The sequence below is a fragment of the Bacteroides sp. 1_1_30 genome (genome assembly GCF_020982715.1).
Taxonomy (GTDB): domain Bacteria; phylum Bacteroidota; class Bacteroidia; order Bacteroidales; family Bacteroidaceae; genus Bacteroides; species Bacteroides xylanisolvens.
Genome location: NZ_JAJKHN010000023.1, coordinates 40,640 through 63,601, shown reverse-complemented (window position 1 = coordinate 63,601; position 22,962 = coordinate 40,640). Strand labels below are relative to the sequence as shown.

The window sequence follows — 22,962 nt, the reverse complement described above, 5'->3', positions numbered from 1 at the left end:
AAAGGAGGGTAGAAAAAATGTGCTTTTAGATGGACTATTTGGTACTTTGACAAAAATAGCGGAAGTATTTCACCCGGATGAAAAGCTTCCGCTATTGATTTTGAATAGAAGAAAGGTTCTTCTTTTATTTTGATGAGGCTTTTATTTTTATGGAGCTTTTTATCTTAACGCTTCCACCTCTTCCGGTGTCAAAGGAATCTTTTTACCTAATCGGCGGGCGCCGGTTTCTGTAATCAGATAATCTTCCTCATTGCGGATACCACCGAAGTCCTTATAAGTTTCCACTACATCATAATTGATGAAATCGGTAAATTTCTTTTCTCCTTTCCACATGTCAATCAGTTCCGGGATAAAATAAATACCCGGTTCTACCGTGTGTACAAATCCCGGTTCCAACGGAATGGCGAGACGTTGCGATTTGCGACCGAACTGTGTACTCTTCGGTTGGCCGTTATATCCTACCCATATCTCTCCCAGATTTTCCATATCGTGTACATCCAATCCCATCATGTGACCTAATCCGTGAGGATAGAATAACGCATGAGCACCTTCGCGGACCGCATCTTCCGTATTTCCTTTCATCAATCCGAGTGCCTTCATACTGTCTACCATGACACGGGCAGACAGTTCGTATACCTCCATATAAGGAATACCCGGACGGAGGGCTTTTACAGATTCCAGATGCATCGCATTCTGAATCTCGTATACTTCGCGCTGGCGGGCTGTAAACTTTTTGTCGGCAGGAATGGTAGACGACATATCGCCTGCATAGCCTGATTCTACTTCTGCGCCTGCATCAATTAGGAATAAATCACCCGGTTTTACTTTATTTCCATGATAGTGGTTGTGTAAAGTCTGTCCGTTGATAGTGGCAATGGTGGCAAAAGAAAGCTGGCAGTTGTTAGATTCGGCCACCCGGTTCATTTCCGCTACCACTTCGTATTCATACATGCCCGGACGGAGCACTTTCATGGCGGTGATGTGCATATCGGCAGTTACATCGCAAGCCTTCTCTATTTCTACAATTTCTTCGGCAGATTTGTAATTACGTTGGGCGATAACGGCACGGATGAATGGAACAGAACCTTCCTGACGTGTAGGGGGAATACCCAACCAATCCATCAGTTTCAATTTATGCTCGGGACGGTAAGGCGGCAGATAATGAACCGCTTTCCCTTTCTGGACGCACTTGTGGAGATAGCTTGTAATTTCTGCGGACGGCATCAGATTTTTTACGCCCACACGTTCACATTTTTCGTGTAATGTAGGTTGTGATCCCATCCATACGATTGCGTCGATAGACAGTTCATCTCCAAAAATGATTTCTTTGTCTTCATCAATATCGATAATAGCCGAAAGGCCGGCGCATGAAAGTCCGAAATAATAAAGGAAAGTAGAATCCTGACGATAACGGAAGGTGTTATCCTCGTAGTTCAGTCCGCACTCGTCATTTCCGAGAAATAACAATACCCCGGAGCCTAAATTCTTTTTTAGCAGGGCTCTTCGCTGCATATACGTTTCTTTGGCAAACATATTGTCCTAATTTTTAAGTTCGTGCAACAAAGATAACGAATTTTGTGTTATAGGATTAAAAATTATCTCCCTAATCTGTGTAATCTCTCGTTAAAAAGTTACTTTTGTAGCGAGAAATAGTAGAAAGCAAAAACGAATATGGCACAAGGTTCCCGTCAAATACAATCTCAGGCGCAACAGCAGGTACAAACGCTCTCGCCCCAGCAGATTCTGGTCGTGAAACTGTTGGAGCTTCCCGCAGTAGAGCTGGAAGACCGTATCCATGCTGAACTGCTTGAAAATCCGGCACTTGAAGAAGGTAAAGAAGAAAACGCTGCGGATGAGTATGCTGATTCCGACACTACGGAAGATGGCATGGATAGTGATGCCAACGATTATGATTCTTTGAGTGATTATCTGACTGAAGACGATATTCCCGATTATAAATTACAAGAAAACAACCGTTCGAAAGACGAACAGGCGGAGGATATTCCGTTCTCCGATTCCACCTCTTTTTATGAAATCCTGAAAGAACAGCTGCGTGAACGCAACCTGACTGAACATCAGCGTGACTTGGTGGAATATCTGATCGGTTCATTGGACGATGACGGACTGCTCCGTAAGTCATTGGAGAGCATCTGTGATGAACTGGTGATTTATGCCGGCATCGAATCGACAGAAGAAGAACTGGAAGAAGCACTCTGTATCTTGCAGGATTTTGATCCCGCTGGTATCGGTGCCCGTAGCCTTCAGGAATGTCTGTTGATACAGATTTGCCGGAAGAAGGATGAAGAGAAGAAGCCCAATCCGATACTGGAGTTGGAAGAACGTATCATTAGAGAGTGCTATGAAGAATTCACCCGTAAACACTGGGAGAAGATTATAAAGAAACTGGACATTGATGAAGAGACTTTCCAGGAAGCTCTTAATGAGATAACCAAGCTGAATCCTCGTCCGGGTGCTTCTTTGGGAGAAGCGATCGGCAGGAATCTCCAACAGATAGTTCCCGACTTTATCGTGGAAACGTATGATGATGGAACCATCAATATAAGCCTCAATAACCGTAATGTCCCCGAACTCCGTATGAGTCGCGACTTTACGGAAATGGTGGAAGAGCATACCAAAAACAGGGCTAATCAATCAAAAGAATCCAAAGAAGCGATGATGTTCCTGAAGCAGAAAATGGATGCGGCACAAGGATTTATCGATGCTGTGCGGCAGCGTCAGAATACCCTGATGACTACCATGCAGGCTATCATTGATTTACAACGTCCTTTCTTCTTGGAAGGAGACGAATCTCTGTTGAAACCGATGATTTTGAAAGATGTGGCTGAACGTACCGGACTGGACATTTCAACGATCTCCCGCGTGAGCAACAGTAAATATGTGCAGACAAATTACGGTATTTATCCGCTCAAATTCTTTTTCAGTGATGGGTATACCACGGAGGACGGTGAAGAAATGTCTGTCCGTGAGATACGCAAGATTCTGAAAGAGTGTATTGATGGGGAGGACAAGAAGAAACCGCTGACAGATGATGAATTGGCGGACATCTTGAAAGAGAAAGGTTATCCCATTGCTCGTAGAACGGTAGCCAAATACCGTCAGCAGTTGAATATTCCGGTTGCGCGACTTCGAAAATGAGAACGAATATAAAGTATTAAGTATAAAAAGTATTAAGTATTAGTGCTGATGGACAGAGAGAGAGAACATATCATAGCGGATAAGACAATGTTGCAGGTGGCGAGAGCTACTTCGATGGTCTTTACTCCATTTTCTATTCCGTTTTTATCGTTTCTGGTGTTATTCCTGTTTTCTTATCTTCGTATCATGCCGATACAATATAAGTTGATCGTGTTGGGAATTGTTTACTGCTTTACCATACTGACACCTACCATTACCATTTTCCTGTTTCGTAAAATCAATGGCTTTGCCCGTCAGGAGTTGAGTGAGCGCAAGAAACGTTATGTACCGATTCTGCTGACTATCATCTCGTATGTGTTCTGCCTGTTGATGATGCGCCGGCTGAATATACCTTGGTATATGACAGGTATCATCCTCGTTTCTTTGGTAGTATCTATTATCTGCATTGCAGTGAATTTGAAATGGAAATTGAGTGAACACATGGCAGGAATAGGCGGAGTGATCGGCGGACTGGTTTCTTTCAGTGCTTTGTTCGGTTACAATCCGGTCGGATGGTTATGCCTGTTTATATTGATTGCCGGTATATTAGGTTCTGCACGAATTGTATTGGGACATCACACGTTGGGTGAGGTGCTTTCCGGTTTTGCGGTTGGTTTGATATGTGCCCTTTTGGTACTTCATCCGGTGAGCAACATCTTATTTCGAGTATTTTTATTTTAAAACAGTATAAATCCTAAAAACTAATTATTATGAACTTTCCACAGAATTTGAAGTACACGAACGAACACGAATGGATTCGCGTTGAAGGAGACATTGCATACGTAGGTATCACTGATTATGCTCAAGAACAATTGGGTGATATCGTGTTCGTAGACATACCGACTGTTGGTGAAACGTTGGAAGCCGGTGAGACATTCGGAACCATCGAAGTAGTGAAAACAATTTCCGATCTTTTCCTGCCTGTAGCAGGTGAAGTGATGGAACAAAATGAAGCATTGGAAGAAAATCCGGAACTGGTTAATAAAGATCCGTATGGCGAAGGTTGGTTGATTAAAGTGAAACCGACAGACCTGAAAGCCGTTGAGGACCTGCTGGATGCCGAAGCGTATAAAGCTGTGGTAAACGGATAATTCTTACCTCACTTTAAATTGTAAATAGTAAATCGTAAAATAGTAAATCAAAATGACTCCAATTGTAAGTATTATCATGGGTAGCACGTCTGACCTTCCTGTTATGGAGAAGGCTGCGCAACTGCTGAATGATATGCATGTACCGTTCGAAATGAACGCGCTTTCTGCTCACCGCACACCTGAAGCTGTGGAAGAGTTTGCAAAGAATGCCCGCAACCGTGGCATTAAAGTTATTATCGCCGCTGCCGGAATGGCTGCCGCCCTTCCCGGTGTAATTGCAGCCAATACTACACTGCCGGTGATCGGAGTACCCGTAAAAGGTTCCGTGCTCGATGGTGTAGACGCACTTTATTCTATCATCCAGATGCCTCCGGGCATTCCTGTGGCAACGGTTGCTATAAACGGAGCGATGAATGCCGCTATCCTTGCCATTCAGATGTTGGCATTGAGTGACGAGAAATTGGCAGAAGCTTTTGCTGCTTACAAAGAAGGACTGAAAAAGAAAATCGTAAAAGCAAACGAAGAACTGAAAGAAGTTAAGTTTGAATATAAAACAAACTAATGTGATTTACGATTTGACAATTTACGATTGACGATTGAAATATCTTCGTAAATCGTATGTTGTCTTTGCACGTTGTCTTTGCATATTGCGCAGAAAGTGTTTTCAGTCATCAAATCATAAATCGTAAATCATAAATCATAAATCAAAATGGTTGATCTATTCAATTATTTTCGAAGAGAAACCACAGAAGTAAATATTGGGGCTGTGCCGTTGGGCGGCCCCAATTCTATTCGTGTCCAGTCGATGACCAATACGTCTACGCAGGACACGCAGGCTTGTGTGGAACAGGCGAAACGTATTGTTGACGCAGGTGGCGAGTATGTCCGCCTCACAACGCAGGGTATCAAGGAAGCGGAGAATCTGATGAATATCAATATCGGACTGCGTAGTCAGGGATATATGGTTCCATTGGTTGCCGATGTGCATTTCAATCCGAAAGTGGCGGATGTAGCTGCTCAATATGCGGAAAAGGTGCGCATCAATCCGGGAAACTATGTAGATGCTGCACGTACTTTTAAGAAACTGGAATATACAGACGAGGAGTATGCGCAGGAAATACAGAAAATCCATGACCGGTTTGTCCCGTTCCTGAATATCTGTAAGGAGAATCATACAGCGATCCGGATCGGTGTGAATCATGGCTCTTTGTCCGACCGCATCATGTCACGCTATGGTGATACTCCCGAAGGAATGGTGGAATCCTGTATGGAATTCCTTCGTATCTGTGTAGCGGAGAACTTCACAGATGTGGTGATTTCCATCAAAGCCTCCAATACCGTGGTAATGGTGAAAACCGTTCGTCTGTTGGTGGACGTCATGGAAAAAGAGGGGATGAATTTCCCGCTACACCTCGGAGTGACAGAAGCCGGAGACGGAGAGGACGGACGTATCAAGTCGGCTCTCGGCATCGGCGCATTGTTGAGCGACGGGTTGGGCGATACCATCCGCGTATCTTTGAGTGAAGCACCCGAAGCTGAAATTCCGGTAGCCCGTAAATTGGTGGATTATGTTCTGTTGAGGCAGGAGCATCCTTATATTCCGGGATTGGAGGCGCCTGAATTTAACTATCTGTCTCCTGAACGCCGGAAGACAAAAGCGGTCCGTAATATCGGAGGCGAACATGTGCCCGTAGTCATTGCCGACCGCATGGACGGAAAGACAGAAGTAAATCCGCAATTCACTCCGGACTATATTTATGCCGGAAGAGCCTTGCCCGAACAACGGGAAGAAGGCGTGGAATATATTCTTGATGCGGACGTATGGCAAGGAGAGGCCGGAACCTGGCCTGCTTTCAATCATGCGCAACTACCATTGATGGGTGAATGTGATGCAGCGCTTAAATTCCTGTTTATACCCTATATGGCCCAAACAGATGAAGTGATAGCCTGTTTGAAGTACCATCCGGAAGTGGTAATCATCTCTCAAAGCAACCATCCGAACCGTTTGGGTGAGCACCGTGCATTGGTGCATCAGCTAATGACGGAAGGTTTGCAGAATCCGGTTGTCTTCTTCCAGCATTATGCGGAAGATGATGCGGAGAATTTGCAGATAAAATCCGCAGCCGATATGGGAGCCTTGATCTTTGACGGTCTTTGCGATGGTATCTTCCTGTTCAATCAGGGCAGTTTGAGCCATGCCGTTGTCGACGCCACTGCTTTCGGAATCTTGCAGGCCGGACGTACCCGTACCTCTAAGACAGAATACATATCCTGTCCCGGTTGCGGCCGTACGCTTTACGACTTGGAAAAAACAATTGCCCGTATCAAGGCAGCCACTTCACATTTGAAAGGCTTGAAGATCGGCATTATGGGCTGTATCGTGAATGGTCCCGGTGAGATGGCGGATGCTGACTACGGTTATGTAGGAGCAGGACGAGGCAAAATCAGTCTTTATAAAGGCAAGGTGTGTGTAGAAAAGAATATTCCTGAAGAAGAGGCGGTAGAACGACTCCTGGAGTTTATCCGAACAGATCGGGAAGAAAACCAACAATGATAATTGGGCACGGAATACAGGTGATGGGAGACTGATCTCATAGAAAACCTGTCATCCGTGCCTAACTATGTACTACATATCTTCCAATGACAAACACATTGTTTCAATAGTATAACGAGGCAATAGCTTTTTCTTCAAATGTTCAACTTTCTGTTCCAGCAACTCTGGCTTAAAGTTTTTACGTTGGCGTTTTACTTCAGCAACTACTGCTTTGTTTTTTTCAAGACCGAGTGCAACAATATCTATTTCGTTTTGGTTCCCTTTGTTTTCCCACCATGACCCGATGGCACGGAATTGATAACTTTCTGCGAATTTCTGTTTGAAGTAAAGTTCTAATATCTTTCCGCTGTAGGTTGGATAATCAGCTTTTATGATATTACGCAGCCCTACAAAGTTTTTAATTTCTATCAATGAACGGTTACGATCGAAGTAATTGAACCAAAACCTAATAAAATTATCACATATTTCATATCGGACAGTTGTTGAGCTCTCTTTAGCTAAAATGGGACGTTGGCGTATGATAATATTATAATCGTCTATCAGACGTTTCAGGTAGCCACCTGCGCTTTTTTCTCCTAGTGCTGCCTCAATTTCTGCTTGTGTATTTCTGCCTCCGGCAATTGCACTTAAAATAGAAAAGTAGGTTCCGTAATTTTTTCCAAATTCTTCTATCAACAAATTTTTTCCTTCTTCGGTAAAGGGAGAATTATCGCGAGCCATAAAATGGATCATGCTTTCCACGTGAAGCGTATGGTTGTCGCAAAAAAGTTCCACGTATTTAGGCACCCCGCCAGTAAAAGTATAAAGTGCTAAAAGATCATCATTCGAATGTGTCGGGGCATATTCATGCATGATTTCTTTTAGAACAGAGAGACTAAAGGCTGACAACTTGATTATGTTATCAGCTCTTCCGAAGAGTGGTTCTTTGTTGTCTTGGAAAATTTTTTGCATGGGAGAATAGATGGAACCACTGACAATCAAATTCATGTGTGAGGACTTCCGATATTGGTCCCAAATATTTTGCATATCGCTGAATATGGATTCATTAATAGTATAGAATTCCTGAAATTCATCAATAACCAGGTTGAAAGTCCGTTGTGTCGAAAGCTGCATTAGGTATTGGAATAAGTTTCGGAAACTTCGGATTTCTGTCGGAACAAAGATTTGTAGGGCTTGTGCGATAAGTGGGATGAATTCTTCGCACAAGGTTGCTTCATTTTTGCGCCCTATAAATAAGTAGACAGTGGGAGTCTTTTCAACGGCTTTCATGATGAGGCTTGTCTTCCCAATTCTACGGCGACCGGTAACGACTGTCATTCTTGAACTTTCCTCAAATGCCAATTGCTGAATTCGTTTTAGCTCTTTTAGTTCTTCTTCTCTATTATAAAACCTCATAGTCAGTGAATTATATTAGTAACTGTGGTTACTGTAACCACGGTTACAAAGATATTTATTCTTAAGGGAACGGCAAACTTTTTCTTTCTTTTTATAAATTCTTTACCCTTCCCAATTAAAAATTTTATGATCGTTTCTATTGATTTATACCAATTTTATTGTCAAACTGTCAGGGTGATATTCAAATATATGAATATCAATGCTATATCACCTGACAATAGATGCTGATAATAGGCTGACAATAAAATATATCTACTTTTATTGTCAGCCTTATTTTTATCTCTTATGATCCTTTTATGACTTGATAAATAATAGCTTTAGAAGCATGTTCTGAAGTAACGTCGCATTTTAATAACAGCCTCCCAAAGTGATATCTACCTATATAGTTCCATTAACGTGCCTATGTAGTTGCCCTAGAGTGCCAGTATAGTTCTACTGAAGTACCGCTATCTTTACTTTGTCACGGCCGTGGTGACTTCTTCCCACAGCCGTGGCGAGTTCCTACCACGGCCGTGGAAAGATCTCGTCACGGCCGTGGAGAGTTAACAATACTGATGCTTTAATGGAACAATACCTACTTGTTAAGTGAAAGATACCGGCTATATGACATTCATTTAATAGGGGGATTCATTTTAAAAAGCTGCTTTCTATGTGGATGGTATGGTTACTGCAGGCGATGATGTCCTTCAGGTGCTTATAAAATGGAACAGGCTGACAATAAAAGTTCTGATTTTTTATTGTCAGCCTATTGTCATGGCTTATTGTCAGCATGTAAACCGGTGATAATCATTATACTATCGGGAAAAAATTTTGGTTGACAATAAGAATCATCAAATTTATATGCAATCTTCTTCTGTCCTGTCAAAGTTCGTCCCGTAAAGGATAAGTAGCAGTTGACAACTAAAAAAAAATAGTAGCTACAGTTGGAAAGAAAAAGAAGTCTTGCTTAATATATTAAGCATGTTTTTGCTATATTTGTGCAATATAAAGAGCATATTTTATGGAAAAACGAATAATAAAGGCAATTATAGCCGAGCGTCAGCAAGAAATTAGTAAGATTCAGCTGGTTGAAAGACCGATATCATTACTTGGGATGAAGAAAGGACAATTTCAGGGAATGAGTTGGATATAGAAGTCGTGCCGGTTTGGAAATGGCTGTTGCGATATTGCTGACATTGAAAGGTGCTAAAACCGATTTATGCAACTTTGTTGCATAAATCATTTGTTACCTTTGCATCAACTAAATGATGAATGTTATGGGACATTGTAGTTGTGGCGCTCACTCATGCGCAACAGAAAAAAGGGTTGATGCAAAGGTTTCGGTATTCCATGAATATGGGAAGGTGATATTCTCTCTCCTGCTGCTGGTAGGTGGAATAATAATGAATGCTCTCGATTTAGCATTCTTCCGTGAAGGATATGTTTCTTTGATATGGTATATCGTAGCCTATCTTCCGGTAGGAATTCCGGTGATGAAAGAAGCCTGGGAAAGCATCAGGGAAAAAGACTATTTCAGTGAGTTTACTCTAATGATTATTGCTACTCTGGGGGCTTTCTATATTGGCGAATATCCGGAAGGCGTAGCCGTGATGCTATTTTATACAGTAGGAGAACTGTTTCAGGGTAAAGCGGTAGATAAAGCCAAACGTAATATCGGAGCCTTATTGGACGTAAGACCCGAAAAAGCACTGGTACTTAGAGAGGGTAATCTTGTTACTGAAAGTCCTAAAAAGATAAAAGTCGGCGAAATCATAGAAATAAAGGCAGGTGAGCGAGTGCCACTCGATGGAACCATGCAGAATGAGGTTGCCGCTTTTAATACAGCTGCATTAACGGGCGAAAGCGCGCCTCGTAATATTCGGAAAGGGGAGGAAGTGCTTGCCGGAATGATTGTAACCGACAAGGTAATCCGACTTGAAGTGACGAGACCTTTTGACAAGAGCGCACTCGCCCGAATATTGGAACTTGTTCAGAATGCCGCCGAACGTAAAGCTCCGGCAGAATTGTTTATTCGCAAGTTTGCCCGTGTTTACACACCGATTGTTATCATACTGGCCGTATTAATTGTATTGTCTCCATTGGTCTATTCACTTATCAATCCTGCATTTGTATTCACATTTAATGATTGGTTATACAGAGCTTTGGTCTTTTTGGTGATTTCATGTCCATGCGCATTGGTGGTTAGTATTCCATTAGGCTATTTTGGTGGTATCGGAGCGGCATCCCGATTGGGTATTTTATTCAAGGGCGGTAATTATCTGGACGCTATCACCAAAATCAATACGGTGGTATTCGATAAAACAGGAACCCTGACAAAAGGAACCTTTGACGTGCAGGCTTGTAAAAGTGCAGGCGATATTTCGGAAGAAGAATTAGTGAAACTGATTGCTTCGGTAGAAAGTGATAGCACACATCCGATTGCCAAAGCTGTTGTGAATTATGCGAAAGAACGAAATATTGAACGTGTAACCGTTGCCGATACGAAAGAATATGCCGGCTTCGGATTGGAAGCAACGGTAGACGGAATACCGGTTCTGGTTGGTAATTGCCGGTTACTGTCCAAGTTTGATATATCCTTTCCGCAAGAATTGTTGAAGATAACAGATACCATTGTAGTCTGTGCTGTTGGAAACCGTTATGCCGGTTATCTGTTGTTGGCTGATGCCTTGAAAGAAGACGCAAAGGTAGCTATTGATCGCTTAAAAGCTTTAAATATTGAAAACATACAGATATTATCCGGTGATAAACAGAGTATTGTTACTAACTTTGCGGAGAAGCTCGGCATATCGAAAGCCTATGGCGACTTGCTGCCGGAAGGGAAAGTGAAACACCTGGAAAAATTGCGTCAGGATGAGGCAAACCGGATTGCATTTGTCGGCGATGGAATGAATGACGCACCGGTGCTTGCTTTGAGTCACGTCGGTATTGCTATGGGCGGATTGGGCAGTGATGCAGCCATTGAAACAGCCGATGTCGTGATACAGACAGATCAGCCGTCGAAAGTAGCCGAAGCTATCAAAGTTGGAAGGTTGACACGAAGAATCATTTGGCAGAATGTATCACTGGCATTTGGAGTGAAATTGCTTGTATTGATTTTGGGAGCCGGTGGAATCGCTACTCTTTGGGAAGCTGTTTTCGCAGATGTAGGCGTTGCGTTGCTTGCCATAATGAACGCCGTCAGAATACAGAAAATGATAAAGTAGGAGAAAGATGGAAGAAGATATTTATTTGGATAAGCTGGTCAGAAGAGACATTAAGCCAACTGCAATAAGGCTCTTGGTGATAAAAGAGATGATGCAGGCAGAGCGTGCAGTGTCATTGCTTGACCTCGAAACATTGCTCGACACAGTTGATAAATCGACCATATCCCGTACCATCGCTCTCTTCTTGTCTCATCACCTCATACATAGCATAGACGATGGAAGCGGTTCGTTGAAGTATGCCGTTTGCGACAACTCTTGCAATTGTGTGGTACAGGATTTACATTCGCATTTTTATTGTGAGAAATGTCATCGTACATTCTGCCTGGAAGGTACCCATATCCCGGTGATTGATTTGCCTGAAGGATTTACTTTGCATAGCATTAATTATGTCCTTAAAGGGATTTGTCAGGAATGTTCTTCCGTGGGAATGACATTGGCAATGAAATAAAAAAGGCCGAAACCCGGAACGATAAAAAGATCGTCAGGTTTCGGCTTTCTGCTTTCGCTAATATTGTTTGATTAGTCAATATTGGGATTCAATGCATGCCAGTCCTTGATGGCTGGGATGATTCCCATTTCAATCACTTCGTCACGAAGTTTACATAAGTGTTCGTAGCTCTTTTCTAATTCTTCTTGTTCGGCAGGAGTTCCGGCTATTTCTTTATAAGTAACGCCGTCTTTAGTAATTGAAGTTTCCATCGCCATCATGATATGGTCGAATTTGCCATTGGAAACATACGTTCCGGCAGGCCAGCGGAATGGCTGTCCGCCCATAGCAGCAGCAATCATTTCGATAGACAGATAAGCCGGGCTTTGGAAAGAAGAACGGCCGCGCAGGTCGATGATATGTTTTCCACCCTGGATGACACGTACTTTCAGTGCTTCCCATTCCGTCAACGGAAGGCGGGTAGTACCGATGAAATCGGTCAGGGGTTCTCCTTTTATTTTAGTGGTAGATGCAAATACAGCCATTTGTTCTCCATGACCGCCATACGTACGGCAATTCTGAATGTCGGAAGCGGGGATATGGAAGTATTTCACCAGTTCGTTTTGCAGGCGGGTGCTATCCAACGCAGCCAATGTAGAAACTTGTGAAGGTTTCAAACCTGCATACAATAAAGTAATCAGACCGGTGATGTCTGCAGGATTAAAGATGACAACGATATGTTTTACGTTCGGGCAATATTGGCGAACGTCTTTTCCGAATTGAGCGGCAATCTCTGCATTTCCTTTCAACAGATCTTCGCGGGTCATACCTGCCTTACGGGCTGCTCCACCGGAAGAAACAATATAAGAAGCTCCGGTCAGCGCTTCTTTGATGTCGGAAGTATAGGTAAGGTTGACACCTTCAAAACCGCAATGATACAGTTCTTCAGCTACTCCTTCCAAAGCTGGTGCGAATGGATCATAGAGACAAATATTCGGAGTGAGTTTCATCATCATGGCTGTTTGTGCCATGTTGGAGCCGATCATTCCGGCAGCTCCCACAATCGTAAGTTTCTCGTTGGTTAGAAATTCCATAATTTTATATGTTTAAAAAGGTGAATAATTTACTCTTTCTTTTTGTCGCTACAAAGTTAACATATTAGAACGCAAATTGTTCATTGCAAATAGTTTTGCCCGATAACGAAAAGTTATAGCTGACTGATTGAGGGATCTATTCAAAATAGATTATCTTTGTATCTTATATAATATAATAGATAAGAATATGAGCATCGAATTAGGAAAGTTCAACCAGCTTGAAGTCGTGAAGGAAGTCGATTTCGGCGTATATCTCGATGGTGGGGAAGAAGGTGAGATTTTGTTGCCTACCCGCTATGTGCCCGAGGATTGTAAGATAGGAGATTTTTTGAATGTGTTTCTTTACCTGGATATGGATGAGAGGCTGATTGCTACGACACTGACCCCGTTAGTGCAGGTCGGACAGTTTGCTTGTCTGGAAGTCTCCTGGGTAAATCAATACGGAGCTTTCCTGAACTGGGGATTGATGAAAGACCTGTTTGTGCCGTTCCGTGAGCAGAAGATGAAAATGCAGGTTGGACGGAAGTATGTGGTTCATGCACATGTGGATGAAGAGAGTTACCGTATTGTGGCTTCAGCAAAAGTGGAACGTTATCTGTCGAAAGAAAAGCCGGAATATGCTCCGGGAGCAGAGGTGAATATTCTTATCTGGCAGAAGACGGACTTAGGCTTTAAGGCAATTATAGATGATATGTATAGCGGTTTGTTGTATGAAAATGAAATATTCTGTCCGTTGGAGACAGGGATGGAAATGAAAGCTTTTGTGAAACAGGTGCGTGAAGATGGTAAGGTAGATTTGATTCTTCAGAAACCCGGTTTTGAAAAGATTGACGATTTTTCGAAAACGCTGTTAGACTATATCAAAGAGCACGGGGGACGAATCAACTTAAATGATAAAAGTCCAGCGGAAGATATCTACGACACGTTTGGTGTCAGCAAGAAAACCTTTAAGAAAGGAGTGGGCGACTTGTATAAGAAACGTCTGATAACCTTGCACGAGGATGGCATTGTTTTGGCGGATTCCTAAACAGAATAGGGATTTCCCTACATACGAATAGAGAGAATCATTGGGGTGGGGAGTTTCCTCACCCTATTTTTGTGGTATCAGATTAAAGATATAAATAATAAAAACGAGATAAGTTATGCGTAAGATTATAATAAGTTTCTGCATCCTGTTCGCTGCCCTTTCCTTACAAGCGCAGTCTGTTAACGGAATCCGTATCGACGGTGGGAACACTCCGATACTTGTTTACTTGGGAGGAAACCAAATCAGTTTGCCTACTACTACCTGCTTTATAGCCAATTTGAATCCCGGACATTATACTGTTGAAGTATATGCCACCCGCTTTACCCGTCCGGGAGAGCGAGTATGGAAAGGAGAAAAATTGTATAAAGACTATGTTTATTTCGATGGTAGGGGAGTGAAAGAGATATGGGTAGACGGACGTGATAACATGCATCCGGAAAGACCCGACCGCCCCGGACAGGGGGGACATCGTCCGGGACAAGGAGAACACCGCCCGGGATATGGTTACAACAGGGTCATGAACGATCAGCTCTTTCAAACGTTTTATAATGAGATGAAGAAGGAGCCTTTTAAAGATGATCGTATAAAGTTGCTTAATGCTGCATTGGCCGGTTCTGATTTTACATCTGCCCAATGTCTCCAACTGACCAAACTTTATACATTTGACGATGACCGGATGGAAATTATGAAGATAATGTATCCCCGCATTGTAGATAAAGAAGCTTTCTTTACAGTGATTAATACCCTGACATTTACTTCCAGCAAGGACAAGATGAATGATTTTGTGATAGGGTATGGTCGGCGTTGATACTATTAACTGTACGGTTATAGAGATATGTTACGCATGTTTATTGAGGAATATTATCGGAATAATAAATGATAGGAGATTGAATTATGAAACGAATACTGTTTTTACTCTTTGCGGTCGGCCTGACTGCCAATATGACCGTAATGGCTGGAATGAGCACCAGCAAGGTACGTAAGGAGACACGTTTTCTTACCGATAAGATGGCGTATGAATTGAGTTTGAGTACACAGCAATATAATGATGCGTATGAGATTAATTACGACTTTATTTATTCTGTCCGTAATATAATGGATTACGTAGCACGTGGTTACGAATGGGCATTGGATGATTATTATGAAGCTTTGGATATCCGTAACGACGATCTTCGCTGGGTATTGAGCGATGCACAGTATCGTCGGTTTCTCGGTGCCGAGTATTTCTATCGGCCGATTTATGTAACCGGAGGGAAATGGAGTTTCAGGGTGTACATCAATTACCCGAACCGTAGCTTGTTCTATTTTGGTGTGCCTTATCATTACCGTACTTATTGTGGAGCGCATTATCGTCCGCACTTTCACCATACAAGCTACTATCGGGGAAGATATACTAATTTCAACCATTACTCTGCACCGCACCGGGTGAGAGATCAGAGAGTATATCACTCTTATCGTCGTTCGGACTTCGGTTCTGTCCGGTTCCGTCCGAATACTTCCACTCGTCCGCATAATGCACCGACACGTCCGGGTAATTCTTCCCGTCCGGGTTCATCAACAACACGTCCCGGAACGTCTCGTCCAAGCACATCTACTCGTCCTGATACGTCTCGTCCCGGAACGACAACGCGACCTGGTACGTCGACTCGTCCCCGTCCGGAAACAAGTTCCGGTTCTTCAAGCTCTAATCGCAGACCGACAAGCGGAAGTTCGACAAGTAGCGGTTCCAACCGTGAAAGTGGAAAGACAAGTCGCAGCTCAAGGGAAAGTTCAAGTAGGCGAAACGATAGTAGTGGTTCCTATAATAGAAATAACAGTTCTGATAGAAACAATAGTTCTTCCAGTCGTGGTAGCTCCGGTCGTGGCAGTTCTAGTTCCAATCGTGGCAGTTCTAGCTCCAGTCGCAGTTCTTCCAGTCGCAGTAGTGAAAATACTACCAGCCGTAGCAGTAGTACTACCTCTAGCCGTAGTAGCGGTAGTTCGAGTTCTACTCGAAGCAGCGGTAGCTCTACCCGGAGCAATGTTTCCAGCGGACAAACAGAAAGACGCTCTTCTTCCGGAAGTACGAGAAGTAATAGCACTCAAAGCTCTTCCCGTTCTTCTGAAAGAAACAGCAGTTCAAGAAGATAACCTATTCCTTTATTATTTATATCAATCTCATTGCTCCTCAGCGGTAGGAGAACTAGACTCCGGTTTTTCACCGGCTAGACTATTCCGGGCGTCGCCCGTAACTTGGATGTCGGGGCGGATACTATCCGCCTCGATTTCACTTATTACTCCTTGCTGTGCAAGACGTTTTGCAATCAGCTTGTAGTAACCTTCCATATTCTCCTTTAATTGTCCGCCTTCTGCAAAAGAACTGCGGAAATGCTTGGGTTTCGGGATAATGGAAGCCAGAAAAATACTTTCTTCCGTGGTCAGTTGCGAAGGGCGTTTCTTGAAATAATAAGCAGATGCTTCCTGAATACCATAAACGAGCGGTCCCCATTCTACAATATTCAGATATACTTCGTACATACGTTCTTTGGAAGTTAGTCTTTCATTCTCTATCAGCCACACAATCAATGCTTCTTCCAGTTTACGCGCAAAGTTCTTGTTACGGTTCAGGAATACATTCTTTACCAGTTGCATGGTGATCGTACTTCCTCCGCGTGCAAAGCGTTTCACTTGCAGGTCGTAAATCAGTGCTTCCCGTAAGGCATCGGGCAGAAAACCGCGATGATAAAAGAATGCTCCATCTTCGCTTTGCATGACGGACATTCTTAGAATGGGGGAAATGCTGTCCAGGGGGGTAAAGTGTTTGCATGAAGGACCGATAGGGAAGGTTCGTACCGGCACTCCATTCTCATAAGCTGTGTAAATGAACTCGTCGGACATTTTGGAGAGTGAAGTAGCTCCATAGCTTATGATATGGAAATCTTTTTCTTTCAATTCAGATTCCAGTTTGAGACTATCCAGTTGCGCAAAATCAATGTCTAACAGAAAATGATAAGCCAGCTCACCACTTGTCTTTATACCTTCCAGGTTACTGAATAATCCTTTCGGCAGAGAACTGAACAGATCGTCTGCCGGAAACCAGGATTTGTTGACTGCTGCAGTGAAATGCCAGTTTCCCTTCTCCTTCTCGACCCGTAAATAAGGATGAAACTGGAGTTTGTTGAAGTCAACAATGGTGGTACTGTCCAATTCAAATGAGTGTCCGTTTATGTTCATCTCGTAACAGAGTTGTCCGCGATCGAGATGAATGATTTCAGGAGAGAGGGCTTTATGAAATACGTCCAGTCCGTTCACTCTTGCTTTTCCTTTGAGATAGACTTGTTTGGAAGACCCTATTTCTTTCGTCAGGCTATACGATAAAGTGTCAAAGGTTATCTTAGCACCATATCTACGTGTTAGATAAGGTATGGAAACTTTTAGAGAATCAGATGAATAAAGCGTTGCTTTTAATGAGTTGTAATGTTGGTGCAGTTCACCATTGGCTATCCAATGCTGTGCTAAACTGTCTTCTTGTATGGTGATGACGGATTGAAAATGATTTTCTTTAATGATAAAAGAAGGAAGAGTGAGAGATACAAAATTATTGTTTTTTCTTTCCGTGATACAGACATTGTTTAGTTGTCCGTTTTCGGGCATAAAACCATAACATAAATTTAATATTTTGTTGATTCTTTCTGCGTAATTTGTTTGGGGGGCCGTTTGTGGCGACGTTCGAGTGAGATATTCTAGTTTCTTTCTAAAAAGAAAATCGTAGTTGGCGACGGAATCCCGCTTTGTGAATGCAAGTGTAATTCCGTCTGCGGCTACATAACGTATTTTTATTTTTCTGCTTAGTAATTTCCAGAAGTTCAGTTTGACACGAGTGGATGTGAGTGTCAGTAATGTGTCTCGTTGTTCGGGTACAACAGAGAGACCTTCGAGGATAATTTCATTCAATCCATTCATTTCCAGATTATCGTAATGAATACGTAGCCCGTGAGTTTGCTCAATATGGGAGGTACGTTTGTCGACTATGCTTCTTAAGAGAGCGTTGCGACTTAAATAAATACTGATGAGACAGATGAGTAGAACTCCACTGGCTGACAGCAGAAGAATATGTTTCTTACTGTTCTTTTTCATCGTTTGATTTTGATAATTTATCGGATGCAAAGGTAGACAATATTCTGTTTCGTAGTATATAAACTGTTTTTTTAATTGGTTGTTCGATTCTAAGCGTACAACTGTTCATTTTCGTACACCACTCTGTTTTGCAATCTTACTGATTATTAGCTTGTTATCTTTTTGGCACGCTCGTTGCATATCTATAGTCGCAAGCGGACAACGAAGAAACATGAAAAAAGTTCAGAATGTTGCAACCGTTTGAAACACTTGATCCGTCTAATAAACAGAAGAACAAATAAACAGAATGTTGAACAAATAAAAAATATACAATTATGAAAACTACAGTATTATTCAGAATGATCGTTTTAGTTGCTATGGTATTTGCAGGTATCTCTAATGCAACAGTGAAGGCACAAAACAATAACTTCATTACTAATGAAGAAACAGTAGGTGATCTTGTAGTATCGAAGGTGATTTACAGATTAGATGGCTCTCTTTATCGCCACATGAAATATGATTTTACCTATGACGATCAAAAGAGAATGGCTACCAAAGAGGCTTTCAAATGGGATGCTTCCACTGACAAATGGCTGCCGTACTTCAAGATTGATTATACTTATTCTTCTAATGAAATCACTTTGGTATACGCACGTTGGAATGATTCTCACAGAGCTTACGATGCGGCTGTTGAAAAGAGCGTGTACGAATTGAACGACGCTAATATGCCGGTAGCTTATATGAACTATAAATGGAATGATAAATGGATTGAAGAATCTAGTGTGAACTGGGCTATGAACGTGGCTACTCCGGCAACGAATGAAGCAACTCTGTTGACTGCCAGCAGATAAAAATAAATTAGGAGTTGTGAAACTCCTTCTCTCTCTTAATTTAACTGCATTAAAAACGGTGGATTGCCCTATGAGGAAGTCCACCGTTCTGTTTATCTGATAAACAGCTTATATTGATTTGTATTACTTTCCGGTGTGCTTATTTAGTCGTCCCTTAAAAAGTACTCATCTGCGGGATATTGCAAGAAAACAGTGTCCCGCAGATTTTTTCAACAAGTAGCCAAAGAACCCTCATGGCTCTTTTGAAGTTGTACGCTGCTGCGGCTAAGAGCAGATTGACAACATCCCCGAACACACCTTTATAAAAGTTGCGTCCTAAACGAAAGTCTGATTTCAAATGCCCGATAGTCGGCTCTATTCCTGCACGCTTGCAGAATAGCTTATGTTTCTTCTTGCGTGTGTAATAACTGTCTTTCCTGTTTGGAACATCGGGTATCAGTATCCCGGTGCCGCCCACCTCTTTCTTTCCTCTGTACCCCCTGTCCCCGGCCAACTTCCTGATCTTCTTTCCGGTAATGCGTTCCACCTGCCTGAGGGATTCTTCAATGGTATGCCCGTCATATTCATTCCGGAAAGACTTGGCACCCAGTATGACACCGGTAATTGAGCGGACGATTGAAACCTTGTTGCCGAACTCGTATTTCTTATGTTCTTTCCCCTTGCTGATACACTGCACCTCCGGTTCATGCAGGGAATAGATTTTCCCGGGAGAATTGCGCTTCTGTGAAAGCACCCGCTCAAAGAGGTCGAGCAGGGAGTCGTAGCCGTGGTTTTCTTTCAGGTTGCGCCTCAGTTCCCTGACAAGCCTTCCCGCAATGGTGCGCAGCCGCTTGTCCGCTTTCAGGGCCTTGCCACGGTTCTTGGGGTGGTTACGGAAACGCTGGTCACGGTAGATCTTCTTGAGGACAAAGGTATAGCTCTGGCGCAAAGGAAGCCCTAAGGATTTTACGACAGACAACACTTTGCGGACTATCTTTTTATGCAACTTCGCATCCGTGGGATAAGTCACGTTCTTTTCCTGTACCGTGGAATCGATGAAGGCCGTGCAGTGATGGTCCGGGCCGTCGTCCTCCTGATTGACGCGGATACTTTCTGACAGAATCAGTTCCATGCCATTTTCTCCGACACGCTTACGGAAGTGTACCAGTTCGCTTGCATTGCAGGGATAGGAAGGCGTGAATTCCAACATACCGCAAAAGTACTGGTAATAAGCATTCTCGCTCCATTGTTCAACAACCGATTCATCGGACAGGTTACGCACGTGCTTAAGAATCAGAAGTCCGCACATCAGGCGGATGGGTTTGGCCGGACGACCGTTGACGGCACAGTATAGCGGGGAGAAAGCTTCTTCAAAACGGCGCCAGTCTATCTTATTGGCAAGCAGGTATAAGGGATGCCTGGGATTCAGCTGGTCTGTCAAAGAGCTGAACAAGGAGGGCTGAGGGGTGGTCTTGTTTATCATAATAATCTGCAAGTTTTCAACCATAAAGATACAAAAACTTGCAGATATATCAAAGCAATTTATATATTAATATGTTGATTATTAGGCGTAAAAGCACATTCTAAGGGGCGACTATTTAATGAGTGGCAAATATTCTCCATAACCTTCCTCTTTCATTTTCTCTTTCGGGATAAAACGAAGGGAGGCGCTATTGATGCAATAACGTAATCCGCCTTTCTCTTTCGGACCATCTGTGAATACATGTCCCAGATGCGCATCCCCGGTTTTACTGCGCACTTCCGTACGTATCATGCCATGCGAAGTATCTTTCTTCTCTGCGATGATATCTTTTTGAATCGGCTGGGAAAAGCTAGGCCACCCGCAACCCGAATCGAACTTGTCGGTAGAAACAAACAAAGGCTCTCCGGTGGTAATATCAACATAAATGCCTGGGCGATGCTCATTCCAGTATTCATTGTGGAAGGCCGGTTCGGTGGCATTCTTCTGGGTTACTGCATATTGTTCCGCCGACAGTTCCTTGCGGAGGGTTGAGTCATCCGGTTTTTGATACACTTTTGTTTTCGGTGCATTGGCTTTGCGTGCCATTTCAAATAAAGCAGGATTGATATGGCAGTATCCTCCCGGATTTTTATCCAGATAGTCCTGATGGTAAGTCTCTGCCGGATAGAAATTAGTCAATGGCTTTACTTCTATAGCGATAGGAGTCTTATATTGTGTAGACAATAGTTTAATAGCCTGGTTAATGACAGGAAGATCTTCTTTATTTATATAATAAATTCCGGTTCTATACTGTGTTCCCCGGTCATTACCCTGACGGTTGAGGCTGGTAGGATCAATTGTCTTGAAATACAGATCGAGCAGCAAATTTAAATCTACCGTTTTAGGATCATAAACCACCTTTACTGTTTCCGCAGCATTGGTTTTTCCTGAACAGACCTGTTCATAACTCGGGTTGGCAACATTACTGTTGGCATATCCTACTTGAGTACTTTCTACTCCTCGAATTTGTTTCAGGAAATGTTCTGTTCCCCAGAAGCATCCTCCTGCAAAATAGATTTCTGCTTGATTTTTCATTGGTTTAGCAACTCCTAAAAATGTATTACTAATCACTACGATCACTATGATGATAAAATACTTCATATCCGTTAGTTCTTTCTATAATAACGAATGAACCAACGGATATGTTTGAAGGAACTACTATACTAAACTCAAATATATTTCTTTTTATTCAATGATCTGTCCTTTGTAGAAATCCAGAATTTTAGTCCGGAACAGATAGTCGTATTTAGCTTGCAACTTATCCGAAAGAGCTTTCGTCAGATTAAGTTTGGCTTCATTATATTCTACAAAGGTAGCTTTGCCGTTATTGAATTTCTCACTCATTAGGCGGAAAGACTCCTCGTTGGCTTTCACTGCCACTTCACTGGAGTTGTACTTGCTTTCAGCAGCTAGAGCATTATACCAAGCCTGCTGAATCTCTTTGTAGAGTACTTTCTTTGCGTTATCCAATCTCAAAGATAAGTCTATTTGTTGTAAACGAGCGGTGCGTACTCGGTTTCGTGTAGAAAAACGATTAAAGATCGGAACGCTCAAATTGAATCCTATATACTTATTTAGGTTGTTCTTTATCTGACTGCCGAAGCTGTTTTCTGATCTTCCGCTCACCGTATAATAATTGCTACCCAAACCGGCGCTGAAAGAGAGTTGTGGATAGAATGCACTTTGAGCAATACGAATGCTATTAAGACTACCTTGTAAACGGTATTCTGCAGCCTTAATACTTGGTTTGTAAGCAAGAGCCTGTGTATATATATCATCCGGTGGGGTGAGAGATTCGAACTCTAGTTCTTCCTTAGGACTTTCGAGCACGAATCCTTCAGGCGTAGGTAATTCCAAAAGTTGGGTGAGGTCTAATAATGACAACTTGTACGTATTGTCTGATTGTACAGCAGTCATTTCGTCCTGTGCGACACGGGCTTGTGCTTCGGCCACTTCAGAAGGGGATGCTTTACCTACTCCGTGAAGTCCTTGGATACGCTTTAGCTGGTCTTTGCTTAAATTTACCTGATTATGAGCAACCTTACTTAATTCTTGGTTGAATAAAACCTGCAAATAAGCGGAAGTGACATTGATTGCAATGTCTTCTTTGGCTTTATTCAAATCTTCTATAGCGGCTTTTAAATCCAACTTGGCAAGTGAATATTGGTTGGATAACTGCAAACCGGTAAATATCGGTACATTGGTTCCCAAGCTGAAACTGGTATTGGCACTGTTAATGTCACTATACGAGTTGTCTATCGGAGAAGCAGTACGTCCCCAACTCCAGTTTTGGCTGGCGCTACCGCTCAAATTCGGAAGACGTGTCCATTTACTAGTGTTTACACTCACTTTATTGGCTTCAACACTGTTGGTCGATTGACGAATCTCTATATTATGCTCGATGGCATAGTCGATACATTGCCGCAATGTCCATGCTTGCGGGGAGTTGTTCTGTGCTTGGATAGAAGTGATTCCGATCCCGGCAAGCAGAAGGGCTGATATGGTTTTACGAATTATTTTCATTGAATT

19 protein-coding genes are annotated in these 22,962 nt (G+C 42.7%); 12 read left to right on the top strand and 7 right to left on the bottom strand.

From position 1 onward, the window contains the following. Positions 1-159 precede the first annotated feature (159 nt). Positions 160-1,533 (bottom strand): aminopeptidase P family protein, encoded by a 1,374-nt coding sequence (locus LPH68_RS08885; protein ID WP_055235815.1) that lies wholly within the window; start codon positions 1,531-1,533, stop codon positions 160-162. Between the two features lie 138 nt (positions 1,534-1,671). Between LPH68_RS08885 and rpoN the strand changes: the two genes are divergently transcribed. The 5 genes from rpoN to LPH68_RS08860 all read left to right on the top strand — a co-directional run bounded on the left by rpoN (position 1,672) and on the right by LPH68_RS08860 (position 6,840). After that, entirely contained in the window at positions 1,672-3,156 is a 1,485-nt protein-coding gene (gene rpoN / locus LPH68_RS08880; protein ID WP_008644971.1) for an RNA polymerase factor sigma-54, read from the top strand. Between the two features lie 48 nt (positions 3,157-3,204). Further along, positions 3,205-3,876 carry a hypothetical protein gene (locus tag LPH68_RS08875; protein WP_004316578.1) on the top strand — a complete coding sequence of 224 codons (672 nt, stop codon included), beginning with the start codon at positions 3,205-3,207 and terminating at the stop codon, positions 3,874-3,876. Positions 3,877-3,905: 29 nt separating this feature from the next. Then, positions 3,906-4,286 (top strand): glycine cleavage system protein GcvH, encoded by a 381-nt coding sequence (gcvH, locus tag LPH68_RS08870; protein WP_008026188.1) that lies wholly within the window; start codon positions 3,906-3,908, stop codon positions 4,284-4,286. 52 nt (positions 4,287-4,338) lie between these two features. Next, positions 4,339-4,848, top strand: coding sequence for a 5-(carboxyamino)imidazole ribonucleotide mutase (purE, locus tag LPH68_RS08865; RefSeq protein ID WP_004296231.1), 510 nt, complete (start codon positions 4,339-4,341; stop codon positions 4,846-4,848). A 147-nt stretch (positions 4,849-4,995) separates the two neighbouring features. After that, positions 4,996-6,840 (top strand): 4-hydroxy-3-methylbut-2-en-1-yl diphosphate synthase, encoded by a 1,845-nt coding sequence (locus LPH68_RS08860; protein ID WP_151923763.1) that lies wholly within the window; start codon positions 4,996-4,998, stop codon positions 6,838-6,840. A 72-nt stretch (positions 6,841-6,912) separates the two neighbouring features. Here the strand turns inward: LPH68_RS08860 and LPH68_RS08855 are convergent, their stop codons facing one another. Then, entirely contained in the window at positions 6,913-8,235 is a 1,323-nt protein-coding gene (locus LPH68_RS08855) for an ATP-binding protein (RefSeq protein ID WP_151923764.1), read from the bottom strand. A 1,000-nt stretch (positions 8,236-9,235) separates the two neighbouring features. Between LPH68_RS08855 and LPH68_RS26615 the strand changes: the two genes are divergently transcribed. The 3 genes from LPH68_RS26615 (at position 9,236) to LPH68_RS08845 (ending at position 11,886) form a co-directional block, all read left to right on the top strand. Next, the gene (locus LPH68_RS26615; protein WP_008026195.1) at positions 9,236-9,367 is read left to right on the top strand and encodes a hypothetical protein; all 132 of its coding nucleotides are present in this window, start codon (positions 9,236-9,238) and stop codon (positions 9,365-9,367) included. A gap of 124 nt (positions 9,368-9,491) precedes the next feature. Continuing rightward, positions 9,492-11,438, top strand: coding sequence for a heavy metal translocating P-type ATPase (locus LPH68_RS08850; protein WP_192923119.1), 1,947 nt, complete (start codon positions 9,492-9,494; stop codon positions 11,436-11,438). 7 nt (positions 11,439-11,445) lie between these two features. Beyond that, the gene (locus LPH68_RS08845; RefSeq protein ID WP_004314986.1) at positions 11,446-11,886 is read left to right on the top strand and encodes a Fur family transcriptional regulator; all 441 of its coding nucleotides are present in this window, start codon (positions 11,446-11,448) and stop codon (positions 11,884-11,886) included. Between the two features lie 71 nt (positions 11,887-11,957). On the opposite strand, the gene LPH68_RS08840 is transcribed toward LPH68_RS08845, so the two are convergent. Further along, entirely contained in the window at positions 11,958-12,959 is a 1,002-nt protein-coding gene (locus tag LPH68_RS08840) for a malate dehydrogenase (RefSeq protein WP_008026201.1), read from the bottom strand. A gap of 187 nt (positions 12,960-13,146) precedes the next feature. Here LPH68_RS08840 and LPH68_RS08835 point away from each other — a divergent pair, with 187 nt between their 5' ends. The 3 genes from LPH68_RS08835 to LPH68_RS08825 all read left to right on the top strand — a co-directional run bounded on the left by LPH68_RS08835 (position 13,147) and on the right by LPH68_RS08825 (position 16,116). Further along, the gene (locus LPH68_RS08835) at positions 13,147-13,986 is read left to right on the top strand and encodes a S1 RNA-binding domain-containing protein (protein WP_004314988.1); all 840 of its coding nucleotides are present in this window, start codon (positions 13,147-13,149) and stop codon (positions 13,984-13,986) included. A 115-nt stretch (positions 13,987-14,101) separates the two neighbouring features. Beyond that, a complete protein-coding gene (locus LPH68_RS08830; protein WP_004314989.1) occupies positions 14,102-14,794 on the top strand; it encodes a DUF4476 domain-containing protein in 693 nt (230 codons plus the stop codon). 86 nt (positions 14,795-14,880) lie between these two features. Next, positions 14,881-16,116 carry a hypothetical protein gene (locus tag LPH68_RS08825; RefSeq protein ID WP_004314990.1) on the top strand — a complete coding sequence of 412 codons (1,236 nt, stop codon included), beginning with the start codon at positions 14,881-14,883 and terminating at the stop codon, positions 16,114-16,116. 27 nt (positions 16,117-16,143) lie between these two features. Here the strand turns inward: LPH68_RS08825 and LPH68_RS08820 are convergent, their stop codons facing one another. Then, positions 16,144-18,102 (bottom strand): biosynthetic peptidoglycan transglycosylase, encoded by a 1,959-nt coding sequence (locus tag LPH68_RS08820; RefSeq protein WP_151923767.1) that lies wholly within the window; start codon positions 18,100-18,102, stop codon positions 16,144-16,146. 314 nt (positions 18,103-18,416) lie between these two features. Between LPH68_RS08820 and LPH68_RS08815 the strand changes: the two genes are divergently transcribed. Continuing rightward, positions 18,417-18,932 (top strand): DUF3836 domain-containing protein, encoded by a 516-nt coding sequence (locus LPH68_RS08815; protein WP_009040190.1) that lies wholly within the window; start codon positions 18,417-18,419, stop codon positions 18,930-18,932. 154 nt (positions 18,933-19,086) lie between these two features. Here LPH68_RS08815 and LPH68_RS08810 read toward each other — a convergent pair whose 3' ends face one another. From LPH68_RS08810 to LPH68_RS08800, 3 genes are all read right to left on the bottom strand, one after another. Continuing rightward, a complete protein-coding gene (locus LPH68_RS08810; RefSeq protein WP_008771523.1) occupies positions 19,087-20,394 on the bottom strand; it encodes an IS5 family transposase in 1,308 nt (435 codons plus the stop codon). Positions 20,395-20,505: 111 nt separating this feature from the next. After that, positions 20,506-21,534: a peptide-methionine (R)-S-oxide reductase MsrB gene (gene msrB, locus LPH68_RS08805; RefSeq protein WP_008644981.1), complete on the bottom strand. Its 1,029-nt coding sequence runs from the start codon at positions 21,532-21,534 to the stop codon at positions 20,506-20,508. 84 nt (positions 21,535-21,618) lie between these two features. Next, complete coding sequence (locus tag LPH68_RS08800) at positions 21,619-22,956, bottom strand: TolC family protein (RefSeq protein WP_008644982.1); 1,338 nt, start codon at positions 22,954-22,956, stop codon at positions 21,619-21,621. Between the last annotated feature and the right edge of the window lie 6 nt (positions 22,957-22,962).

Excerpts from the sequence above, each read along its gene's own strand:
- LPH68_RS08875 (WP_004316578.1), top strand. The coding sequence starts at position 3,205 with ATGGACAGAGAGAGAGAACATATCATAGCGGATAAGACAATGTTGCAG.
- LPH68_RS08885 (WP_055235815.1), bottom strand. The coding sequence starts at position 1,533 with ATGTTTGCCAAAGAAACGTATATGCAGCGAAGAGCCCTGCTAAAAAAG.
- rpoN (WP_008644971.1), top strand. The coding sequence starts at position 1,672 with ATGGCACAAGGTTCCCGTCAAATACAATCTCAGGCGCAACAGCAGGTA.
- LPH68_RS08810 (WP_008771523.1), bottom strand. The coding sequence starts at position 20,394 with ATGATAAACAAGACCACCCCTCAGCCCTCCTTGTTCAGCTCTTTGACA.
- LPH68_RS08835 (WP_004314988.1), top strand. The coding sequence starts at position 13,147 with ATGAGCATCGAATTAGGAAAGTTCAACCAGCTTGAAGTCGTGAAGGAA.
- purE (WP_004296231.1), top strand. The coding sequence starts at position 4,339 with ATGACTCCAATTGTAAGTATTATCATGGGTAGCACGTCTGACCTTCCT.
- LPH68_RS08820 (WP_151923767.1), bottom strand. The coding sequence starts at position 18,102 with ATGAAAAAGAACAGTAAGAAACATATTCTTCTGCTGTCAGCCAGTGGA.
- msrB (WP_008644981.1), bottom strand. The coding sequence starts at position 21,534 with ATGAAGTATTTTATCATCATAGTGATCGTAGTGATTAGTAATACATTT.
- LPH68_RS08860 (WP_151923763.1), top strand. The coding sequence starts at position 4,996 with ATGGTTGATCTATTCAATTATTTTCGAAGAGAAACCACAGAAGTAAAT.
- LPH68_RS08825 (WP_004314990.1), top strand. The coding sequence starts at position 14,881 with ATGAAACGAATACTGTTTTTACTCTTTGCGGTCGGCCTGACTGCCAAT.
- LPH68_RS08850 (WP_192923119.1), top strand. The coding sequence starts at position 9,492 with ATGGGACATTGTAGTTGTGGCGCTCACTCATGCGCAACAGAAAAAAGG.
- LPH68_RS08815 (WP_009040190.1), top strand. The coding sequence starts at position 18,417 with ATGAAAACTACAGTATTATTCAGAATGATCGTTTTAGTTGCTATGGTA.
- LPH68_RS08800 (WP_008644982.1), bottom strand. The coding sequence starts at position 22,956 with ATGAAAATAATTCGTAAAACCATATCAGCCCTTCTGCTTGCCGGGATC.
- LPH68_RS08855 (WP_151923764.1), bottom strand. The coding sequence starts at position 8,235 with ATGAGGTTTTATAATAGAGAAGAAGAACTAAAAGAGCTAAAACGAATT.
- LPH68_RS08830 (WP_004314989.1), top strand. The coding sequence starts at position 14,102 with ATGCGTAAGATTATAATAAGTTTCTGCATCCTGTTCGCTGCCCTTTCC.
- LPH68_RS26615 (WP_008026195.1), top strand. The coding sequence starts at position 9,236 with ATGGAAAAACGAATAATAAAGGCAATTATAGCCGAGCGTCAGCAAGAA.
- LPH68_RS08840 (WP_008026201.1), bottom strand. The coding sequence starts at position 12,959 with ATGGAATTTCTAACCAACGAGAAACTTACGATTGTGGGAGCTGCCGGA.
- LPH68_RS08845 (WP_004314986.1), top strand. The coding sequence starts at position 11,446 with ATGGAAGAAGATATTTATTTGGATAAGCTGGTCAGAAGAGACATTAAG.
- gcvH (WP_008026188.1), top strand. The coding sequence starts at position 3,906 with ATGAACTTTCCACAGAATTTGAAGTACACGAACGAACACGAATGGATT.